Source organism: Jiangella rhizosphaerae, assembly GCF_003579925.1.
GTDB classification, from domain to species: Bacteria; Actinomycetota; Actinomycetes; order Jiangellales; family Jiangellaceae; genus Jiangella; species Jiangella rhizosphaerae.
Window position 1 is genome coordinate 1 of sequence record NZ_QUAL01000098.1, and the last position, 18,174, is coordinate 18,174.

25 protein-coding genes, 2 tRNA genes and 1 pseudogene are annotated in these 18,174 nt (G+C 71.5%); 13 read left to right on the forward strand and 15 right to left on the reverse strand.

Translation table 11 applies throughout. The features are described 5' to 3' along the window. Positions 1-129: 129 nt before the first annotated feature. The 3 genes from DY240_RS10695 (at position 130) to DY240_RS10705 (ending at position 1,285) form a co-directional block, all read left to right on the forward strand. On the forward strand, positions 130-369 hold the full coding sequence (locus DY240_RS10695; protein ID WP_119659895.1) for a hypothetical protein: 240 nt from the start codon (positions 130-132) through the stop codon (positions 367-369). Between the two features lie 97 nt (positions 370-466). Beyond that, positions 467-1,087 (forward strand): oligoribonuclease, encoded by a 621-nt coding sequence (gene orn / locus DY240_RS10700; protein WP_119659896.1) that lies wholly within the window; start codon positions 467-469, stop codon positions 1,085-1,087. A 122-nt stretch (positions 1,088-1,209) separates the two neighbouring features. Continuing rightward, positions 1,210-1,285 (forward strand) — tRNA-His (locus DY240_RS10705). Positions 1,286-1,438: 153 nt separating this feature from the next. Here DY240_RS10705 and DY240_RS10710 read toward each other — a convergent pair. Together DY240_RS10710 and DY240_RS10715 are read right to left on the reverse strand one after the other, a co-directional pair. Next, positions 1,439-3,055 (reverse strand): sialidase family protein, encoded by a 1,617-nt coding sequence (locus tag DY240_RS10710; RefSeq protein WP_158602811.1) that lies wholly within the window; start codon positions 3,053-3,055, stop codon positions 1,439-1,441. Positions 3,056-3,232: 177 nt separating this feature from the next. Then, complete coding sequence (locus DY240_RS10715) at positions 3,233-3,790, reverse strand: YceI family protein (protein ID WP_119659898.1); 558 nt, start codon at positions 3,788-3,790, stop codon at positions 3,233-3,235. A 101-nt stretch (positions 3,791-3,891) separates the two neighbouring features. On the opposite strand from DY240_RS10715, the gene DY240_RS10720 reads away from it, so the two are divergent. Continuing rightward, entirely contained in the window at positions 3,892-4,368 is a 477-nt protein-coding gene (locus tag DY240_RS10720) for a MarR family winged helix-turn-helix transcriptional regulator (RefSeq protein ID WP_119659899.1), read from the forward strand. Positions 4,369-4,421: 53 nt separating this feature from the next. After that, complete coding sequence (locus DY240_RS10725; protein WP_119659900.1) at positions 4,422-4,595, forward strand: CsbD family protein; 174 nt, start codon at positions 4,422-4,424, stop codon at positions 4,593-4,595. Positions 4,596-4,656: 61 nt separating this feature from the next. Here the strand turns inward: DY240_RS10725 and DY240_RS10730 are convergent, their stop codons facing one another. Both DY240_RS10730 and DY240_RS10735 read right to left on the reverse strand, forming a co-directional pair. Then, positions 4,657-5,034, reverse strand: a complete 378-nt coding sequence (locus DY240_RS10730) for a DUF3592 domain-containing protein (RefSeq protein WP_119659901.1) — start codon at positions 5,032-5,034, stop codon at positions 4,657-4,659. Between the two features lie 3 nt (positions 5,035-5,037). Further along, positions 5,038-5,352, reverse strand: coding sequence for a DUF3467 domain-containing protein (locus DY240_RS10735; protein WP_119659902.1), 315 nt, complete (start codon positions 5,350-5,352; stop codon positions 5,038-5,040). 121 nt (positions 5,353-5,473) lie between these two features. On the opposite strand from DY240_RS10735, the gene DY240_RS10740 reads away from it, so the two are divergent. Then, positions 5,474-5,546: transfer RNA gene (locus DY240_RS10740), tRNA-Lys, on the forward strand. Between the two features lie 88 nt (positions 5,547-5,634). Here the strand turns inward: DY240_RS10740 and DY240_RS10745 are convergent. Continuing rightward, positions 5,635-6,114 (reverse strand): winged helix-turn-helix transcriptional regulator, encoded by a 480-nt coding sequence (locus tag DY240_RS10745; protein ID WP_119659903.1) that lies wholly within the window; start codon positions 6,112-6,114, stop codon positions 5,635-5,637. A gap of 102 nt (positions 6,115-6,216) precedes the next feature. Between DY240_RS10745 and DY240_RS10750 the strand changes: the two genes are divergently transcribed. Then, on the forward strand, positions 6,217-7,509 hold the full coding sequence (locus tag DY240_RS10750) for an MFS transporter (RefSeq protein WP_147375277.1): 1,293 nt from the start codon (positions 6,217-6,219) through the stop codon (positions 7,507-7,509). A 217-nt stretch (positions 7,510-7,726) separates the two neighbouring features. Here the strand turns inward: DY240_RS10750 and DY240_RS32780 are convergent, their stop codons facing one another. Next, entirely contained in the window at positions 7,727-7,876 is a 150-nt protein-coding gene (locus DY240_RS32780) for a hypothetical protein (protein WP_199701287.1), read from the reverse strand. On the opposite strand from DY240_RS32780, the gene DY240_RS34045 reads away from it, so the two are divergent. Further along, positions 7,805-8,134 (forward strand): MmyB family transcriptional regulator, encoded by a 330-nt coding sequence (locus DY240_RS34045; protein WP_158602812.1) that lies wholly within the window; start codon positions 7,805-7,807, stop codon positions 8,132-8,134. The two genes, DY240_RS32780 and DY240_RS34045, sit on opposite strands and share 72 nt — an antisense overlap. A 4-nt stretch (positions 8,135-8,138) precedes the next feature. Here the strand turns inward: DY240_RS34045 and DY240_RS10755 are convergent, their stop codons facing one another. From DY240_RS10755 to DY240_RS10765, 4 genes are all read right to left on the reverse strand, one after another. Next, positions 8,139-9,683: an alpha/beta hydrolase gene (locus DY240_RS10755; RefSeq protein ID WP_199701278.1), complete on the reverse strand. Its 1,545-nt coding sequence runs from the start codon at positions 9,681-9,683 to the stop codon at positions 8,139-8,141. 135 nt (positions 9,684-9,818) lie between these two features. Continuing rightward, entirely contained in the window at positions 9,819-10,067 is a 249-nt protein-coding gene (locus tag DY240_RS31365) for a hypothetical protein (protein ID WP_147375278.1), read from the reverse strand. Positions 10,068-10,187: 120 nt separating this feature from the next. Beyond that, complete coding sequence (locus tag DY240_RS10760) at positions 10,188-10,448, reverse strand: tautomerase family protein (protein ID WP_119659905.1); 261 nt, start codon at positions 10,446-10,448, stop codon at positions 10,188-10,190. A 14-nt stretch (positions 10,449-10,462) separates the two neighbouring features. Next, positions 10,463-11,146, reverse strand: coding sequence for an aldehyde dehydrogenase family protein (locus DY240_RS10765; RefSeq protein WP_199701281.1), 684 nt, complete (start codon positions 11,144-11,146; stop codon positions 10,463-10,465). Here DY240_RS10765 and DY240_RS32785 point away from each other — a divergent pair. After that, positions 11,121-12,761 (forward strand): LamG domain-containing protein, encoded by a 1,641-nt coding sequence (locus tag DY240_RS32785; protein ID WP_199701283.1) that lies wholly within the window; start codon positions 11,121-11,123, stop codon positions 12,759-12,761. The two genes, DY240_RS10765 and DY240_RS32785, sit on opposite strands and share 26 nt — an antisense overlap. 68 nt (positions 12,762-12,829) lie before the next feature. Here DY240_RS32785 and DY240_RS10775 read toward each other — a convergent pair whose 3' ends face one another. Further along, on the reverse strand, positions 12,830-13,042 hold the full coding sequence (locus DY240_RS10775) for a helix-hairpin-helix domain-containing protein (RefSeq protein WP_119659907.1): 213 nt from the start codon (positions 13,040-13,042) through the stop codon (positions 12,830-12,832). Positions 13,043-13,051: 9 nt separating this feature from the next. After that, positions 13,052-13,891, reverse strand: coding sequence for an alpha/beta fold hydrolase (locus DY240_RS10780; protein WP_119659908.1), 840 nt, complete (start codon positions 13,889-13,891; stop codon positions 13,052-13,054). Positions 13,892-13,969: 78 nt separating this feature from the next. Here DY240_RS10780 and DY240_RS10785 point away from each other — a divergent pair, with 78 nt between their 5' ends. Beyond that, the gene (locus tag DY240_RS10785) at positions 13,970-14,278 is read left to right on the forward strand and encodes a hypothetical protein (protein ID WP_147375279.1); all 309 of its coding nucleotides are present in this window, start codon (positions 13,970-13,972) and stop codon (positions 14,276-14,278) included. Between the two features lie 28 nt (positions 14,279-14,306). Continuing rightward, complete coding sequence (locus DY240_RS10790) at positions 14,307-14,681, forward strand: DUF2255 family protein (protein WP_119659910.1); 375 nt, start codon at positions 14,307-14,309, stop codon at positions 14,679-14,681. A 93-nt stretch (positions 14,682-14,774) separates the two neighbouring features. Here the strand turns inward: DY240_RS10790 and DY240_RS10795 are convergent, their stop codons facing one another. Genes DY240_RS10795 through DY240_RS10805 form a run of 3 tightly spaced genes read right to left on the reverse strand, consistent with a single transcriptional unit; the run spans position 14,775 to position 16,836 of the window. Beyond that, positions 14,775-15,251, reverse strand: a complete 477-nt coding sequence (locus DY240_RS10795; protein ID WP_119659911.1) for a winged helix-turn-helix transcriptional regulator — start codon at positions 15,249-15,251, stop codon at positions 14,775-14,777. Beyond that, positions 15,248-15,655: a Rossmann-fold NAD(P)-binding domain-containing protein gene (locus tag DY240_RS10800; protein ID WP_119659912.1), complete on the reverse strand. Its 408-nt coding sequence runs from the start codon at positions 15,653-15,655 to the stop codon at positions 15,248-15,250. The genes DY240_RS10795 and DY240_RS10800 overlap by 4 nt, the downstream gene beginning before the upstream one ends. Further along, on the reverse strand, positions 15,652-16,836 hold the full coding sequence (locus DY240_RS10805; RefSeq protein ID WP_119659913.1) for a thiolase family protein: 1,185 nt from the start codon (positions 16,834-16,836) through the stop codon (positions 15,652-15,654). The genes DY240_RS10800 and DY240_RS10805 overlap by 4 nt, the downstream gene beginning before the upstream one ends. Before the next feature lie 164 nt (positions 16,837-17,000). Between DY240_RS10805 and DY240_RS10810 the strand changes: the two genes are divergently transcribed. Continuing rightward, positions 17,001-17,366, forward strand: a complete 366-nt coding sequence (locus DY240_RS10810; RefSeq protein WP_119659914.1) for a metallopeptidase family protein — start codon at positions 17,001-17,003, stop codon at positions 17,364-17,366. Between the two features lie 383 nt (positions 17,367-17,749). Further along, positions 17,750-18,174, forward strand: a pseudogene (locus DY240_RS10815) (hypothetical protein); the annotation flags it as partial.

The window sequence follows — 18,174 nt, forward strand, 5'->3', positions numbered from 1 at the left end:
GCCCGCGGGGCCGCGCGGCAACCATCCGCCCCGCGCCCCGCTGAACCCGCCGCGCCCCGGCCGTCCGCCGCAGCCGCACCCGGCGCAGCGGCCGAGCCCGATCCCGTCCCCCGCCGCTCTGGGCCGGCCGTGATCCCGTCGGTCGCCGAACTGGCCCTCTACGGGTCGCTGGCCACCGCCGTCGCCGTCGCCGTGATGATCGTGAACGACCGGCCGTACTGGCAGGCCGCCGTGGTCGTCGTGGCGGCGGCCGCCGTCATCGCGCTGCTGTCGTTCGTGGCGTCGCGGTCGCGGCCGGAACGGACCGGCGACGAGCCCGCCGACGCGTCGTCGCACCGCTCCGGAGGGCGCCGGCGCAGGCGCCATTGAGCGAGCGCCGGACACGACGTCCCAGGCGGCGAATTCCACCGGGTCAAGGGGGAAGCGCCGATCTGCCAATAGGGTGGTCGGCGTGACGAACGATCGAATGGTGTGGATCGACTGCGAGATGACCGGCCTCGACCTGCAGCGCGACGCGCTCATCGAGGTGGCCGTGCTCGTGACCGACGCCGAGCTCAACGTCCTCGGCGACGGCGTCGACGTCGTCATCCGCCCACCCGACGAGGCGCTCGAGCACATGAACGACGTCGTGCGCCAGATGCACACCGCCAGCGGACTGCTCGCCGAACTGTCCGGCGGTGTCACCATGGACGAGGCGAACGCGCTGGTCATGCAGTACATCAAGGAGCACGTGCCGGAGCCGTCGAAGGCCCAGCTGGCCGGCAACACCGTCCACATGGACCGGCTGTTCCTCGCCCGCGACCTCCCCGAGGTCGAGAGCTGGTTGCACTACCGCAACATCGACGTCTCGTCGATCAAGGAACTGGTGCGCCGCTGGTACCCGCGCGTCTACTTCGCCAGCCCGACGAAGACCGGCAACCACCGCGCGCTCGGCGACATCAAGGACTCCATCGACGAGCTGCGGTACTACCGGCGGACGGTGTTCGTCCCGATGCCGGGGCCCGACAGCACCAGCTCCCGCGCCGCGGCGGTCTCCGTCATGAACGACGCACGCGCCGAGCAGGCCTCCGAGAAGGCGCCGGAGTAGCCGTACGCCGACCGCGAGGCGCGGCCGGCGGCGAGGCCCACAGGGGAACGAAGCGGCCCGTTCTCGACCATCCCCTCCGGCACCGTATACTTGTTCAGCCGCGCCCCCTCGGGGCGCGCATGGTGGGTGTAGCTCAGCTGGTAGAGCACCTGGTTGTGGTCCAGGAAGTCGCGGGTTCAAGTCCCGTCACTCACCCCACCGGCGGCGCTGGTCAGATCGCTCTGACCAGCGCCGTTCGCCGTCTCAGGTGCCCCCGGCCTCGGGCGTCGCCGTGAGGCCTGACACAGCGGCATCACGTCGAACGGCCCCGCCGATCCGGCGGGGCCGTTCCACTGTTCGGGCTCGACGGTGTCAGCCGGCGGGGGCGCGGACGCCGACCTCGGCGAGCACGGCCCAGCCGTTGGACGAGGTGACGCTCACGCGCACCGCGTCCGCCACGCCGAACGCGTCGAACCAGGTGAGGTCGTCGCCCCAGCGGACGACGGAGGCGAGCGTGCCGACGTCGCGCCATGCGCCGTCGACGTCGCGTACGGAGACGACCGCGGCCGACGCGTAGCCGGGCTTCAGCGCCACCCCGACCTCGCTCACCCGCTGCGGCGCGGCGAACTCGACGGTGTACGACGCCGGCGCGGCGTGCGGCGCCCACGAGGCGTTCCAGTAGCCGACCACGCCGTCGATCGCGCCCAGGACGCCCACACCCGGCCGGCCCGCCTGCACGTACGTCAGGTCCGTCGACACGGACGCCTCCCCGGCGGCGACCAGAGCCGCCAGGTCGACCCGCCGCGGGTCGGGCCGCTCCGGCCTGATCTCCGCGACGTCGACGAAGGTGCCGACGAGCCGGCTGGTCGCGGAGTCGAAGCCGATGACGAGCACCCGGCCGGGCCGCACCTCGACGACGGCGGGGTTGGCCTGATCGCCGGTCCCGGAGTCCCAGACGAGCTCGCGCGCCGGGCCGTTCCACGGCGCCAGCGGCGAGCGGATCACCGCGCCCACCGTCCCGCGCTTGTCGGTGAAGTGCCCGGACAGGTCGCCGTAGGCGAGGAACACGTCGCCGTTGCGCAGTACCTCCGTGTGCGCCGACGACGTCACCAGGTCGATCTCTGCGGGCGCCGTCCACGTCCGCCCGCCGTCGTACGACCATGACTCCTGCGAGTAGAGCGCGCCCATCGTCGACGCGCCCGCGCCGATGCGCAGCAGCGCGTGCACCACGCCGCCGGGCAGCACCGTCAGCACCGGCTCCTGGTAGTGCGTGCCGGTCGCCGACGCGATCAGCGACTCCGTCGACGCCGACCACGTCTCGCCGCCGTCGCTGCTGCGGACGACGGTCGCCTTCTGCCACTTGTCGTCCGGGACCGTGCCGTACAGCGGGACGACGAGGTCGCCGCCGGGCAGCTCCTTGATCTGGCCGTGGCTGGCGTTCCAGCCCAACTCGTAGGTGTCGACGATGTCGGACTCGCCGCTGAGCATCGACTGCACCGCGACCGGTGCGGACCACGTCTCGCCGCCGTCGTCGCTGTGCGCCACGAACGTGCCCATCGGCTCCGGCGGGGTGACGGCGTAGTTGTTCTGGAACCAGCTGAGCAGCAGCCGGCCGCTCGACAGCTGGGTGATCATCGGGTCGCGGTCGTCGTACGGGCTGTCGAACACGACCTCCGGCGCGGACCAAGTGCTGCCGCCGTCGTCGCTGGTCATCATCAGCAGGCGGCCGTCCTGGCCGGTGTGTCCGGCGCCTTCGCGCGCGACCGCGACGACGGACCCGTCGGCCAGCAGCTCGGCGTTCGGGAAGTGCAGCTTCTTGCCCGGCACGGCCTGCGCGATCACGACGTCAGGGGTGCCGGGCGACCAGCTGGGGCCGCTCGCGGCGGTCTCCGGGACGGGGGCCGACGACGGCGACGGCGTGCCGCTCGCCGGGGTGCTCAGCAGGCCGAGCGCGACGACGCCGGCCAGCATGATCGGAACGGATCTCATGGTTCCTCCAGGCCGGATCGCGGGCGCGAGAGCCGGCGGTCGAGGGCGGGGTGCGATCATGCAATACGGCACACCGTTCCATGTCAATGGAGCGCCGACCGGCTCCGGACGTGAAGAAGGCGCCGCGTCCGGACACGTCGTCCGGGCGCGGCGCCTCGAGGAACCGCGGAGAAGGGCTCAGGCCTGCTTGATGGCCGAGATCTCGAACTCGAGCGTGACCTTCTCGCTCACCAGGACGCCGCCGGCCTCGAGCGGGGCGTTCCAGGTGACGTTCCAGTCCTTGCGGTTGATGACGAGGGAGCCGTCGAAGCCGACGCGCTGGTTGCCGAACGGGTCGGTCGCCGCGCCGGTGAACTCCAGGTCGAAGGTGACGGACTTGGTGACGTCCTTGATGGTGAGGTCGCCGGTGACCTGGAACGTCGTCTCGTCCTTCTGGGCGATCGCGGTCGACACGAAGGTGATCTCGGGGTAGGTGTCGATCTCGAAGAAGTCGTTGGTGCGCAGGTGGCCGTCGCGCTGCTCGTTGCGGGTGTCGACGCTGGCCGTCTTGATGACGATCTTCACCGAGGAGTTGCTCGGGTCGCTGCCGTCGATGTGGGCCGTGCCGTCGAACTCGTTGAAGGCGCCGCGCACTTTGGTCACCATCGCGTGCCGGGCGACGAAACCGAGCCGGGAGTGCGCCACGTCCAGCGTGTAGTCGCCGGTCAGCTGGGTCAGGTCGGTCGTCGTGGTCATGTTCTGCTCCTTGCCGAGGGGTCTGTGGTCAACTCACTTCGTTGACGCGTCACAGATTATCGAACTTGGATGACGTGTCAACTATTCCGTAGACTTCTGGCATGGCAGAGACACGGTGGCTCGACGACCACGAGCAGCACGCCTGGCGAGCCTATCTGCGTATGAACACCGTCCTCGGTGCGGCCCTGAGCCGGCAGATGCAGACCGAGTCGATGCTGTCGATGCAGGACTTCGAGGTCCTCGTCCACCTCACCGACGTCGACGACGCGCGGCTGCGGGTGTCCGAGCTGGCCCGGGCGATGCGCTGGGAGAAGAGCCGGCTGTCGCACCACCTCAGCCGCATGGAGAAGCGCGGCCTCATCGGCCGCGAGGAGTGCACGTCCGACGGCCGCGGCGCGTTCATCGTCCTGACCCCCGAGGGCCGGGCCGCCATCGAGGCCGCCGCGCCGTCGCACGTCGACGCCGTCCGCCGGCACTTCTTCGACATCCTCACCGACGACGACGTCGATGCGCTCACCTCCATCGCCGGCCGCGTCATCGCCCGCGTCGAGGCGACCGACGTCTGCCCCTCCGAATAGCCGGTCGGCCGTGGGGTACGGGCCGAGTGGCACACACGAGGGAGGGATCACCGATGGGTGCGGACGACAAGATGAAGAACGCCGCCGAGAAGGCCAAGGGCGAGGCCAAGGAGGCGCTCGGCAAGGTCACCGACAACGAGAAGGCTGAGACTGAAGGCAAGGCCGACCAGTCCAAGTCCGATCTCAAGCAGGCCGGCGAGAAGGTGAAGGACGCCTTCAAGGGCTGACACCACCCCGACCCGCCCGCCCCCGCTCGACACGCCCAGCGGGGGCGGGCGCATGTCCGGGTCAGATCAGCAGCGTGAGCGCGATGCCGGCGGCCGTCGCGCCGAGGATCGCGAATGTCTCCCGGAACGACGCCTTGCCGGCCCGTACGACCCGCTCGGAGCCGTCCGGCAGGTACAGGATCGGGACGGTCTCGCCGGCGGTGAGCCGTCCGGGCAGGATCGACGTCCGTTCGACGCCGTCCTCGTCCCGGAACGCGACCGTCGACACCCAGCGGCTGCTCCGCTCCCCCTGCCCGCCCGTGCGATGGTGCAGCGTCGACTCCCTGACGACGGCGTCGGCCGGCCGCCCGTGACGCCGCATGCGCAGCGTGCGCGACGCCGACCACGCGGCCGCCACGAGCCCGGCCAGGCCGATGACGATGCGCAGGATGTTGCCCACGCGTCAGGAGTCCTCCGGCGCGCGACGCTTGACGCCGTGGCTGCGCTCCCACATGGACAGCTGCTTCTCCAGGCCCTTCATGATCTCGAAGACCTGGCTCGGTGGCACCCGCACGCGCGTCACCACTCTGGTCGGCACCTTCAGCACCCGGCTCCCATCCTCGGCGACGGACGGTTTCGGCGGGCGCTTCAGGACGGCGAAGTCGAGGACGAAGGAGTCGGCGGTGTGCCAGATGGAGGCGAAGTCGGCGTACGTGCCGGGCTCCACCTCGGCCGGGATGTCGATGTCGTACTCACGGCGTTCGGGCGGGTTGGCCATGCGTTCTACCCTGCCACAGCGGGAGGACCCCTCCGGCGCTGCTTCGCTGTCGGCGCAGTCGTCGCTGGTCACCGCCCGATTTCAGCTTCCCCGCGCGGGGGTGGTAATCTTCAGCGTCGTTGCGCCATTAGCTCAATTGGCAGAGCAGCTGACTCTTAATCAGCGGGTTCGGGGTTCGAGTCCCTGATGGCGCACTCACACCACTTCCGATCAGCGGCGGAGCCCAGGACGGGCCCGCCGCTTCGTGGCTCCTGAGGGGCCGTTCCCCACATCAGCGGCCCCTCAGCTGATCGCTTCGGTGGCACGCTCGCGATCGGGAACGCGCCGCGCCACCAGCCGCTCGGGTGGCACCTGGCCGCCGCGCGAGTCCACGAAGGCCAAGCGCACGGGGTCATCCGACGTCTCGACCAGGAAGCGGGGCGAGGTGCCGTCGGGCCGCGGCCGATGGGTCCGGCCCCATTCGCCCAGGGCGGCGACGACCAGGCTCAGGCTCCGCCCGGCGTCGGTGAGCACATACTCCTCGCGCGCCCGCTCACCGGGCTCCTGGTAGGTGCGCCGCACCATCAGACCGTCGTCGACGAGCGACGCGAGCCGCTTGGCCAGGATGTTCGGAGCAACGCCGAGCGCGTCGCGGAACTCGTGGAAGCGGGTGGCGCCGGCGACGATCGCCTCGCGGACGATGAGCAGGGTCCAGCTGTCGCCCAGCACTTCCAGGCTGCGCGCGATGGAGCAGGCGGAGTCCCTTCCGAGAGCCTTGGGCATGAGCCCAGCCTACCCCCGTGAGTTGCAAAGAACTACCCAGCGCCTGCTAGGTTGCACGAAGCAACTCAGACTCTTCGCACCCCGTCGAACCCTGGAGCCTTCGTGCCCACTCTCGGAACCCGTGCCGGTTTCTGGACCGCCGGCGCCGTGGTCGCGCTCGCGCTGTGGACCAGCGCGTGTCCCACGATGAACTATCCGCTCTACCAGGCCGACTGGCACGTTTCGACCACCACGGTGACGTGGGTCTTCGCTGCGTACCCGATCGCGCTGATCCCGGTGCTGATCGCGTTCGGCGACCTCTCCGATCACATCGGGCGGCGGGCCGCGATGGCGCTCGGCCTGCTCGCTGAGCTCGTCGGCGTCCTCCTCTTCGCGGTGGCGACCGACGTCACATGGCTCCTGGCCGGACGCGCGTTCATGGGGCTGGGTGTCGGACTCTCGCTGAGTCCGGCGAACGTCGCCATGGTGGAGTTCAGCACGGCCGGCCAGGAGAAGCGGGCCGGCTCGATCGGCACGGCGGTATCGGCGCTCGGTATCGCCCTGGCCATGCTCGTGGGTGGCGCGCTGACCGAGTACGCACCGTATCCCCACCGGCTCGACTTCGTGGTCCTGGCCGCGGCCATCGCCGTCGTCACCGGCCTCGTCCTCTGCGTGCCGCACAACACCGCCGGCGAGACGAGCGAACGCTGGCGGCCACGCGCCATCGTCATCCCGCCCGGCAGCCGAGCGATCTTCGTCGCCGGCGCCCTCACGTTCACCTCGGCCTTCCTGCTGGGGGCCATCGTCCTGCCGCTCGGCGCGAAGATCGCCCAACAGCTCGCCCATTCGACCAACGCCCTGCTCACCGGTGCGCTCCTGTCGGTCTTCGCGCTCTGCGTCACCCTGACCGCACTCATCGCGCGACGCCTCGAGATCCGGGTGATGGTCGTCCTGGGCGCCGCGGGCTCCGTCGTCGCCGTGTGGCTCTTCGTCCTCACCGGCGCCACGCACTCGCCGGCCGTCTTCCTCCTCGCCTCGGCCTGTGCCGGAGCGGCCTACGCCTTCGACTTCGCCGGCGGGTTGACGATCCTCAGCAGGTTCGCGGCGCCGCACCACCGGGCCGGCATGGTCTCCGGCGGCTACCTCGCCGGCTACCTCGCCCAAGGCGTCGGCGCACCGGCGCTCGGCTGGACGGTCACGCGACACGGCCTGATGCCAGGCCTGCTCGCGGGTGCGACGGTCTTCAGCGTCGTCTTCGGCCTCGCGCTCGTCAGCGGCGTGGTCACCCTGCGTCGCACGGCTGCGGCGAACCCCACGGTCCCCGAGGGTGACGCGGTCGCGGCGGTCGGTGACAAGGCCCACTCCTCCCACAGCAATGGCGCGGCATCACACTGGATGGGTGAGGGATCGGTGTAGTCCTGGCTACCCGGATCCCTCACCCATCACAGCCTGCGGCTGGGGCAGGCGCGATGCCGCGTTGCCAGCTCGTCACGCCTTGGGGCGTGGACGCCTCCGACAGGTCGGCGACGGCGAAGCTCGCGTCCGGGCTCGAGCCGGTCGCCACGAGCGTCCCCCTCGCATCGACGGCCTGACCGGGCGTCGCGTCGGGGTTGATGACGAGCGTGTTCTGTCCTCAGCTCTCCGGCCCGAGCTCCGCGGCCCACCGTGTACCGAGCGCGTCGAGCACGAACGTGCCCAGATCGAGGTCGGCGTGGCTGGACGCGTTGTCCCCCGCCTTGAACCCGAAGAAGTTCGCGGTCGTGCTGTCACGTCCTGTGCGCACCTCGGTCACGCAGACGTCAGCGCGACGCCGGAGCGACCCCATTCCCTCGGAGCGCATCTTCTGGTCCAGTCACTGCTCAATCCCGACTGGCGAGCGCTGATCGTCGACTGGGAAGACGACACTCCTCGTCTCGTGGCCGGCTTCCATGCCGCCTGGGCCGACCACGTCGGCGAGCCGGCGTGGAGATCCTTGGCGAAGCGGCTCGTGATCATCCAAGGAAAGAGGTGCTCCGACGCCTCGTTTCCTGGATGGTCCTGAGCAGCTACTGCCAATATCCGACGTTGACGATGACCTTCTCCGCGGTGCCGACGAGCTCCGCCGCCTGCTCGTCCGTCAGCTTCCCGTCGCCCTCCAGCTGATGGACCTGGGCGACGAACGCCTCCAGCAGGCCGAGCGTGCCGGCCGAGTCCCGCGTGAGAAGTTCGTAGGCACGGTCCAGCTTCGCCGTGAGGGCGTTCCGGTTGCCCCGGTTCAGGCTCGTGCTCGCGACGCTCTCTTTGAGCACGCTGATCTCGTCGGCGAGGAAGGCCTCCGGGTGCCACAGGTAGTCGCGGGCGAACGTCGTGAACAGCTGGTTCCAGGCGTTGAAGTCGTGGGCACCGGACACCACGACGTTCTCGACGACCGCGTTGTCCAACGCGGCCACCTGCGCCGGGTTCGGCAACCCGAAGTCCCACGCGCCGCCGCCGAAGAGGATGTAGGGCGCCGCGAGATTCGGCGTCGCGTTGTCGACGCGCATGCCGCCGCTCCACGGGCCGTAGTACCCGAACGCCGTGGGGTCGTGGTTGATGAGGTTCGCCGTGACGATGCTGCCCGCCGACAGGCCGGCGAACGCGCGGTCCAACGCCCGGGTCGACACGTTGTAGTGCGACTCGACGAACGGGATCACGACGTTGCGCAGGTTGGGATACCCCTCCGCCGGGCTGCCCAGGTAGTTCGTGGCCGTCGTGATGACGACCGCCGGCTCGGTGGAGCCGTCCTGGATCAGGTTGTCCATGATGACCGGCACGCTGCCGATGTTCATCCAGTCGGACTGGTCCTGGCCGCCGCCGTGCTGCATGTAGATCGTCTTGTACGGCTCGGCCCGGTTCGGGTCGTATCCCGGCGGCAGGTACACGCCCATGGTCCGCGTGGTGGTGCCGATCTGGATCGGGACGTAGCTCCACGTGCCCTTCGCCGAATCGGGCCGGGGATTCTCGATCTCGCGCGCCGCCATCGGGGCGTAGTTCTGCTTCTCCGCGTCGTAGGGCACGTTCACCTTGTTGAAGGCGCGCCGGGCGGTGCCGGTGAGGCCGTCCGGAGCGTAGATCGGCGAGTTCGCCGGGTCGGTCACCCACAGGCTCGTGTCGTCGTCGACGTAGAACCAGTACTGGTTGGCACCGGCCGCGAGGGGCACATCGGTGACCCAGTAGCCGTCGCCGGCGTTGGTCATCTCGACGTCGTAGGCACCGCCCCCGCGCATGAGGCCGGGTCGATACTGCGACGGCTGGTAGATGGTCGGGTCGGTGGGATCCGCCCAGTTCCGCAGCAGGATGTCCGCGACGAACCGGACGCTGGTCGCGTCCGGGTCGTAGTAGACGAAGTGTCCGGTGTAGCCGGTCGGCGAATCGGAATCCGCGACGACGGTCGGCCCCGGGGTCAGGTCCACGTCATCGGCGTGCGCCGCCACCGGCGACATGCTCAGCGCCATCGCCCAGGCGAGCACCAATGCCGCCAGCAGATGGGGTACCCGGGTGCGATGGCGACCGCCACCGACGGTCCCCCACGCATCTCCGGCCGTTCCACGCAGCTGCAGAGCTCTCGTCACCGTTCCTCCTCGAATGGCCGCTGAGCACCGGATCGCCCGCCCGGCGACGCCAGGCTATCGGCTGTTTACGACGTTGTAAATAAACGTTGTAAAAGCGCCTGGCCTGGGCCTACGAGCGCGGCGAGAACGGTGCGGTCAGCCGCCGTCGGTCGTCGGCCGCTGGTCGGACCCGACGACCCGGATGCCGTACTGGTCGAGGACGTACGTGGCATGGCCGTACTTGTCGGCATGGCCGCGGGCGGCCCGCTCCGCGCTGCCGTACACCGCGAAGGTGCGCCCGGACTTCCGGCACTTCGGGCAGTGCGCCCGATAGGCCGGATGCCACCTCCGCTCGCCCGCGACGTCGCTCCCGGGTTCAGCCTCGCGTCGATGATCAGCGGTCATCGCGCGCCCCCCTTGGTTCGCGATCCGGGCCGGCCGGCCCCTCACCCCTGCCATCGCCGGGCAGGCGGAGAAGGGCACGGCCGCGCGCGAGACGGAACCCGTCAAGGGCCCAGGAGGGCGTCAGTCGGCGAGGGCGGGCCCACCCGCCGAGGCGGCCGAGCTGTGGCCGAGGTTCGACAGCACCGACGACCGGCTGGCGTCCTCGGAGGCCAGCACCCCGCCGTTGGCGACGTCGTCGGGTTCGATGTGCTCGAAGGCGATGCGGACGTCGCCGGGGCGGGCGCCCAGTTCCGCGACGGCGGCGGCAGTGACCGCCGCGGCGAAGTTGCGCTTCTGCTCCACGGTGCGTCCCCGCAGCAGCTGGACGGTGATGCTCGGCATCGGAATCAGTCCCTTCAGAGAGCGGTGATCACGGTCTTCAGCTCGGTGAAGTCGTCCAGCCCGAACGAGCCGAGCTCGCGGCCCCAGCCGGACTCCTTGAACCCGCCGCGCGGCAGGACGACGTCGTCGGCGTGCCAGGTGTTGAGCCAGACGGTGCCCGCGCGCAGGGCCGCGCCGGCCCGGTGCGCGCGTCCCACGTCCCGCGTCCAGACGCCGGCGGCGAGGCCGTAGCGGGTGTCGTTGGCCAGCCGGAACACCTCGTCCTCGGAGTCGAACGGGACGGCGGTGACGACCGGGCCGAACACCTCGTTGCGCTGGATCTCGGCGTCCTCCCGCACGCCCGTCAGCAGGGTCGGCTGCACGAAGAAGCCACTGTCCAGGCCCCGGGAACCGCCCGCCACCGCCGTCGCACCGTCGCGGAGGCCGCCCTCGACGTAGCCGAGCACCATCGACTGCTGCTCCTCGGTGATCAGCGGCCCCATGTCGGTCGACGGGTCGAAGCCGTTGCCCAGCCGGACGCCCCGGGCGATGGCCGCCACCCCCTCGACCACCTCGTCGAACGCCGACCGCTCGACGTACAGCCGGGAGCCGTTGACGCAGCACTGGCCCTGGTTGAAGAAGCCCGCGTGCGCCGACCCCGCGATCGCCGCCGGCAGGTCGGCGTCGGCGAAGATGATGCTTCCGGTCGACCTCGACACGCGGCAGGGCGACCCGGTGCCGCTCGGCGACGACGGGACCGTCACGTTCCCCGCGCTGACGCTGCCCCGGGGCGATTACGCCATCGAGGTCCGGTACCTCGGCGACGACGGCCGGCGCGCGTCCGGCGCGTCGGTGACCCACACCGTCGAGCGGCCGCCGCCGGGCGAAGGCGTGCCCGTCCACTACACGTTCGACGAGGGCGCCGGCACCACCACGGCCAACACCGGCACGAATCCGGAGGTCGGCGCCGCCGCGCTGCGCGGGGCGACCTCGTGGGCGACCGGCGGGCCGCGCGGTGGCGTGGCCTCCCTGCCGGGCGGTCCGCCGGCGAGCGACAACTACGTCGAGCTGCCGAACAACCTGTTCGCGGCGATGGAGGACGAGGTCACCGTGTCGCTGTGGGTGCGGCCGAACGCGCTGCCCAACTGGGTGCCGATCTTCCAGGTCGGCACCGGCACGGACACGTTCCTGCTGCTGCAGTCGCGGACGCAGGCCGGCGGGGCGACGGGCTTCGCGGCGACGCTGAAGGCGCCGGGCAACCCGCTGCAGGAGCGTCTGACGCTGGGTTCGGCGAAGGACCTGCCGCTCGGTGAGTGGACGCACGTGGTGTTCACGATGTCCGGCTCGACCGGCAAGCTGTACTTCGACGGCGAGCTCATGGGCACCCGGACCGACTTCACCCTCGGCATCGACGACGTCGGCACGAACGGTGTCACCAGCGACAACTACCTCGGCAACAACGACTACCAGGACGGCCTGTACAACGGGCTCATCGACGACGTGCGCATCTACGAGCACGCGCTGAGCGACGATGACGTCCTGAAGCTGTTCGAGGGCGAAGCGGGCGAGCCGCCGGCCACGACGGCGACGGTGACCCCGGCCGCTCCCGACGGCGCGGACGGCTGGTACGTCACGGCGCCGGCCGTCACGCTGGCGGCCACCGGCGGCTCCGGCGCGCTGACCACGGAGTACGCGCTCGGCGACGGCGAGTGGACCACGTACACGGCGCCGATCACAGTCCCCGACGGCGTACACACCGTGCGCTACCGGTCGCGGGACGCCGCCGGCACCGTCGAGGAGGAGCAGACGCTCGACCTGAAGGTCGACACGACGGCGCCCTCGGTGGCGCTGGCCGGTGTCGCGGACGGCGCGTCGTACGGCCTGCACGAGGTGCTCTCCGTCACGGCGTCCGCGGACGACGCGGGCTCCGGCCTGGCGTCCTGGCAGCTGCTGCTCGACGGCGAACCCGTCGACTCGCCGCTGACACTGGACCTCGCCGGGCTGACCGCCGGGTCGCACGAGGTCGGCGTCGTGGCGACCGACGTCGCCGGCAGCACCACCACGCGGGCCGCCGCCTTCACCGTCGTCGTCTCCTTCGACACGGTGCGTGCGCTGGTCGACCGGTACGCCGGCGAGGGGCTGGTGCTGGGCAGCCAGCGGCAGCGGATGCTGTCGCACCTGCAGGCGGCGGCGTCCGCCGCGAACCGCGGTCAGGTGCGGCAGGCCGACCAGGCCGTCCAGCGGTTCGCGTCCGAGGCGCTGGCCGTCCTCGACGCCACGGCCAGGGCCCGGCTGCTGAGTGCGGCGGAGACGCTGCGGCAGCAGCTGCGCTGAGAGGTCGCGGCGCTGACGGCGCCGGCCCGCCCGGGATCTCGCCCCGGGCGGCCGGCGCCGTTCCGCGGTCAGGAGCCGAAGGACAGGCCGCGCGCCTCGAGCTCCTCGGTGAGGATGCGGATCGCCTTCGGCCCGACCCCGTGAATCGCGAGCAGCTCCTTCGGCGTCACCGAGGTGAGCTGGTCGTAGCGGGTGTAGCCGTTCAGCGCGAGCTCCCGGCGGGCGGTGCGGCCCAGGCGCTGCGGGTACTCGGTCGGGACGGGCGAGTCCTCGGGCGGCATGGCGTCCTCTCAGCGTCGGTCGAGCAGCCAGCGAAGAGTAGCGGCCGTGGCGTCGAAATGTCCGGCGTGCGCGGCGCCGGGCGCGCGGATGAGGGCCGCGTCCGGGATGCGCTCGGCGAGCCAGACGGAGTGGGCCACCGGCACGACGGTGTCGAGCTCGCCGTGCCACAGCGACACCGGAACCGTGATGTCCGCGGGGTCGAAGCCCCAGGGCAGCCCGTAGAGGGCGAGCTCGTCGTCGACCCACCCGTGCAGACCGGGCCGCACGGCCTCGGCGTAGGCGGCCGCGAGCATCCGCTGGACCTCGGGCCGGGCGAGCACCGCCTGTTCCGACTCCGGCAGCAGCTCTCTCAAGTCCTCGGACTCGGTCTCGGCCAGGTGGGCCTCCAGAGCGACGCGCCCGCGCAACGCGGCGGCGGCGCTGACGCGGTTGCCGTCCATCATCCCGGCGGTCCAGTCGAGGCCCTCGGCGTCGCACGGCGCCGTGCTCGCCAGGGTCGCGACCCGGGTGGCGCGGTCCGGATGGACCGCCGCGAACGCCAGTGCGTGCGGGCCGCCGCCGGACACGCCGAAGACGGGAAAGCGGTCCAGGCCGAGGTCGTCGGCGATGGCGGCGATGTCGTCGGCGACATCCACGACCCGCCTGCCGGACCGCGGCGTCGAGTGGCCGTAGCCGGGCCGGTCGAAGGTGATCAGGCGGATGCCGAGACCGGCGAACAGCGCGTCGTCGGGGTGGCGCGCCAGCCGGCTCATGGGGGTGCCGTGCGCATAGACCACCGGCGTGCCGTCGGGCACGCCCCACTCCTCCACGGCGAGGTCCCGGCCATCCGCCGTCCTGATCAGACGCATGCCGGCACCGTACCGTCCGGTGCACCAGGGCCAGGCGCTCCTCTGCCGACAGCAGAGGCCGGCCGGCAGAATCACCCCGTGCCCACACCCCCCATGGTCATCGTCTTCACCGGTCTGCCCGGCACCGGCAAGTCGACCCTCGCCGACCGGGCCGCTGCGGTGCTGGGCGTCCCGTCCTTCGCCGGCGACTGGCTGCTCGGCGCACTCGCGCCGCACGGGGTCCTGCGCGGCCTCGACCGCCCGACGTATCTGCGGCTGTCCCACGATCTGCTGGGCACGCTGATCGACTGGGCGCACGTCGAGTGGATGCGGGCGGAGTTTCCGCCCCTCACCGTCGACGCCGAGGCGGCCCTCGCCCAAGTGCTGAGGCACGCGGGCCCGGCATAGCAGCGGCCCGCGCGTGGTTGTCCTCGTCATGACCGGCAGCACCGCGGCACTCGCCCACCTCGACCGCACCGGCACCGTCCGGATCGCGACCCGCACCGAGGACGGGCGCGAGATCGTCACCAAGATCTGGGCCGTCGTCGTCGACGGGCAGGCGTACATCCGCAACGCCTACGGCGACTCGTCGAAGTGGTACGCGCGCGTCCGGCGGTCCGGCCGGGCCGCGTTCGTCGACGGCGGCGAGCGGTACGACGTCACCGCCGAGCTCGTCACCGACGAGGCGACGAACGCCCGGGTCGACGACGCGTTCAACCGCAAGTACGCCGGCTCCGGCTCGGCCCTGCGCATGATGGTCACCGGCGACGTCCGCGCGTCGACCCTCCGCGTCACACCCGTCGGCGGCTAGCACGGCGAGCCGTTGGCGGCCACCTCGTTGATCTTGGAGTCGTTCGGCCATCTATCGGACATTCCACCCCGCGATTGCCGAACAACTCCAAGATCAACCCAGCGACGCCGTCCGCGGCTGGTCGATGCCGCCGAGACGGAGCAGGCGTGACTCGCCCGAGCCGACCGGCTCGCCGCACGCGGCGCACACGGCCGTGACGTGGAGTTCCTCGCCGCAGGCGTGCTCCCACACCGTCGGCGGCGGGCCCTGCGTCACGTAGCGGTCGCCCCAGTCCATCAGCGCCAGCAGCACCGGCTGCAGCGCCCGGCCCGCCTCCGTCGGCAGGTACTCGTAGCGGCGCGGGTGCTCGTCGTAGAGCCGCCGCTCCAGCACCTCGGCGTCGACGAGCGTGCGCAGCCGGGCGGTCAGGATGTCGCGGCTCCCGCCGGTGTTCGCGACGATCGACTCGAACCGGACGTTCCCCAGCAGCACCTCGCGCAACACGAGCAGGCTCCACCGCTCGCCGACGACCGCCAGCGCGTTGGCGATCGAGCACTCCCGCGCCGACGACGCCGACGACGCCCTGGTCACGACGCCGCCAGCTGCGGGTACAGCGCGCCCAGCTCGCCGGACAGCCCGGCCTTGACCCGCCGCGAGACGTCGTCGGCGAGGCCCTCGTGGGCGCCGGCCTCGACGGCGTCCAGAGCGAGCCGCACGACGTCGGCCGGCGACGACTTCGGGGCGCTGTACGAGCCGGAGATCGCCGGCCACGGCAGCACCGAGTGGACGTTGAGCAGGTGCCCGCCGCCGTTGTTGACGAGGACCCGCACGTCGACGGCGAGTGGCATCGCGCGCGGGTCGGTCACCGTCCGGGGGTCACGCGCCGCCGCGTAGACCTTCGCCGCGCCGCGGGCGAACAGCTCGTCCACCAGCACCTTGCCCAGGTCGCGGTTGCCGCCGGTCACTATGGCGACGGTTCCGTCGATGCGAGTCATCGTGGTTCGTCCAGTCGCTCGATGATGGTCGCGTTGGCAAGGCCGCCGGCCTCGCACATGGTCTGCAGCCCGTACCGGCCACCGGTCTGCTCGAGCACCGACAGCAGCGTCGTCATCAGCCGGGCGCCGCTGGCACCCAGCGGATGCCCGATGGCGGTCGCGCCGCCGTTGACGTTGACCTTCGCGGGGTCGGCGCCGGTCTCGTCCAGCCAGGCAAGAACGACGCTGGCGAACGCCTCGTTCACCTCGAACGCGTCGATGTCGGCCAGCGTCAGCCCGGCACGGTCGAGCACCTTCCGCGTCGCGGGGATGATGCCGAGCAGCATGAGCAGCGGGTCGTCGCCGGTGACGGCGAACGAGTGCAGCCGGGCGCGGGGCCGCAGCCCCAGCCGCCGCGCGGTCTCGCGCTCGACGATCAGCAGGGCAGCCGCGCCGTCGTTGACCGGCGAGGAGTTGCCGGCCGTGACGTGCCAGCCGATCTCCGGGAACCGCCGCTCCCACAGGTCGGCCCAGAACGACGGCTTCAGCCCGGCCAGCGCCTCGGCCGACGTGTCCGGCCGCACCGACTCGTCCGCCGCCAGGTCGGCGCCGGGGACGGGGACGACCTCGGCGGCGAACCGGCCGTCGCGCCACGCGGCGGCCGCCCGCCGGTGACTCGTCAGCGCGAACTCGTCCAGCCGTTCGCGCGACAGCCCGCGGCGCGCCGCGATGAGCTCGGCGCTGATACCCTGCGGCACCAGCCCGTCCGGGTAGCGCGTGGCGACACCCTCGCCGAGGAAGTCCCGCCCCGCCGCCTGGCTGCCGATGGGAACGCGGCTCATCGACTCGACGCCGGAGGCGATGGCGACGTCGTAGGCGCCGCTGATGACCCCCTGCGCCGCGAAGTGGACGGCCTGCTGGCTGCTGCCGCACTGGCGGTCGACGGTGACGGCGGGCACCGACTCGGGGAAGCCCGCGGCCAGCGCGGCCCACCGGGTGGTGTTCATGCTCTGCTCGCCGATCTGCCCGACGGCGCCGCCGATGACGTCGTCGACGCTGGCCGGGTCGATGCCGGTGCGCTCGGCGAGGGCGCGGAGGACGGTCGCGTGCAGGTCGACGGGGTGGACGTCGGCCAGCGCCCCGCCCGGCTTGCCCCTGCCGAGTGGCGTACGGACTGCGTCGACGATGACGGCTTCTCGCATGCCGCCACTCTACCTCCTGAGTTGGATTCTCCAACCCGCTACCTTGGCGGCCGCCCCCGTTGAGGGCGGACGGGGGGCCGGCGGGCGCTGGGGCGGCGGGACGGACGGGGCCGCGCGAGGCGTGCGCCGGGGCGTGCGGCGTGTGCCGGAAATAGACTCGCGCCGTGGACGCCGACGCCATCGACCTCGACGAGTTCGAGCGCATGGTCGGTGAAGCGCTCGCCGAGCTGCCCGGCTGGGTGCAGGAGGCCGTCGCCGGCATCGCGATCATGGTCGACGACGAACCGCCGGCCGACTGGCACGGCCGCGGCCTGCTGCTCGGCCAGTTCCACGGCGTGGCCCGGACGCGCATCGGCGGCCGGGTGCCGGGCAGCCTGCCCGACCGCATCGAGTTGTACCGCGTCCCGATCCTGAAGGTGAGCACGAGCCGGGACGACGTCGCGGCGCGGGTCCGGAAGGTGCTCGGGCACGAGATCGGGCACGCGTTCGGCATCGCCGAGACGCGACTGCGCGAACTCGGGTGGTACTGACGAGGCGATTCCACAATTCACCACGAACCGGGACGTTTCGCCCTCGATCGACGCCGCCGGCCGGGCACCGCGACCACGCGGCAGTGGACTATGTTTACCCAGGCCAGAGGGCCCATGCCGCAACTTCCCGATGCTGTCTACTGTCCGAACGGACCACCCCCGAGGACTGAACTGACGAAATATGCCGAACGGCTTTTGCCGCCTCCACACGCCTGAGTAGGGTTACGCAACTGGGGGGCGATCTGTAGCGGCTTCGTGCGAAATTCGCCAGATCTCCCTCCAGGACGCAGAAGGGATCTCGGTCGATCAGCAGGGCTCGGCAAGAGAAGTCGACGGGACGCCGGCGTGGCCACGGTGCCAGGTCCAGCGGCCCCCGGTTCGGCGTGTCCCGCCCCTCGCGGTCGGCCTGGCTGTTCGACAAGGTCCGCCGCTATCCGGTCGTCATCGTCTGCGCGTTCGCGGCCACGCTGGGCATCACGCTCGGCAACATGCTCGTGCCCAGCATCGACCACGCGCTCGGCATCAACCCGTTCCAGTCGGCCGACCAGGTCATCGCCTCTCCCGGCGACGAGCCCGGCCGGCCGTCGGCCAGCGACGACCCCGGCGACTCACCGTCCGAGGGTGACGGTGACGGCGGGTCCGCCTCCGCCGACCCCGGCTCCGACGACGAGGGCGACGGCGGCGGCTCCGGTGGCGGTCAGTCCGATGACGGTGACGGCGGCGACCCGTCCGACGATCCCGAGGCCGAGCCGGGCGACGGCAACAGCACCGGATCCGGCGGCGGTTCCGGCGACCCGTCCGATGACCC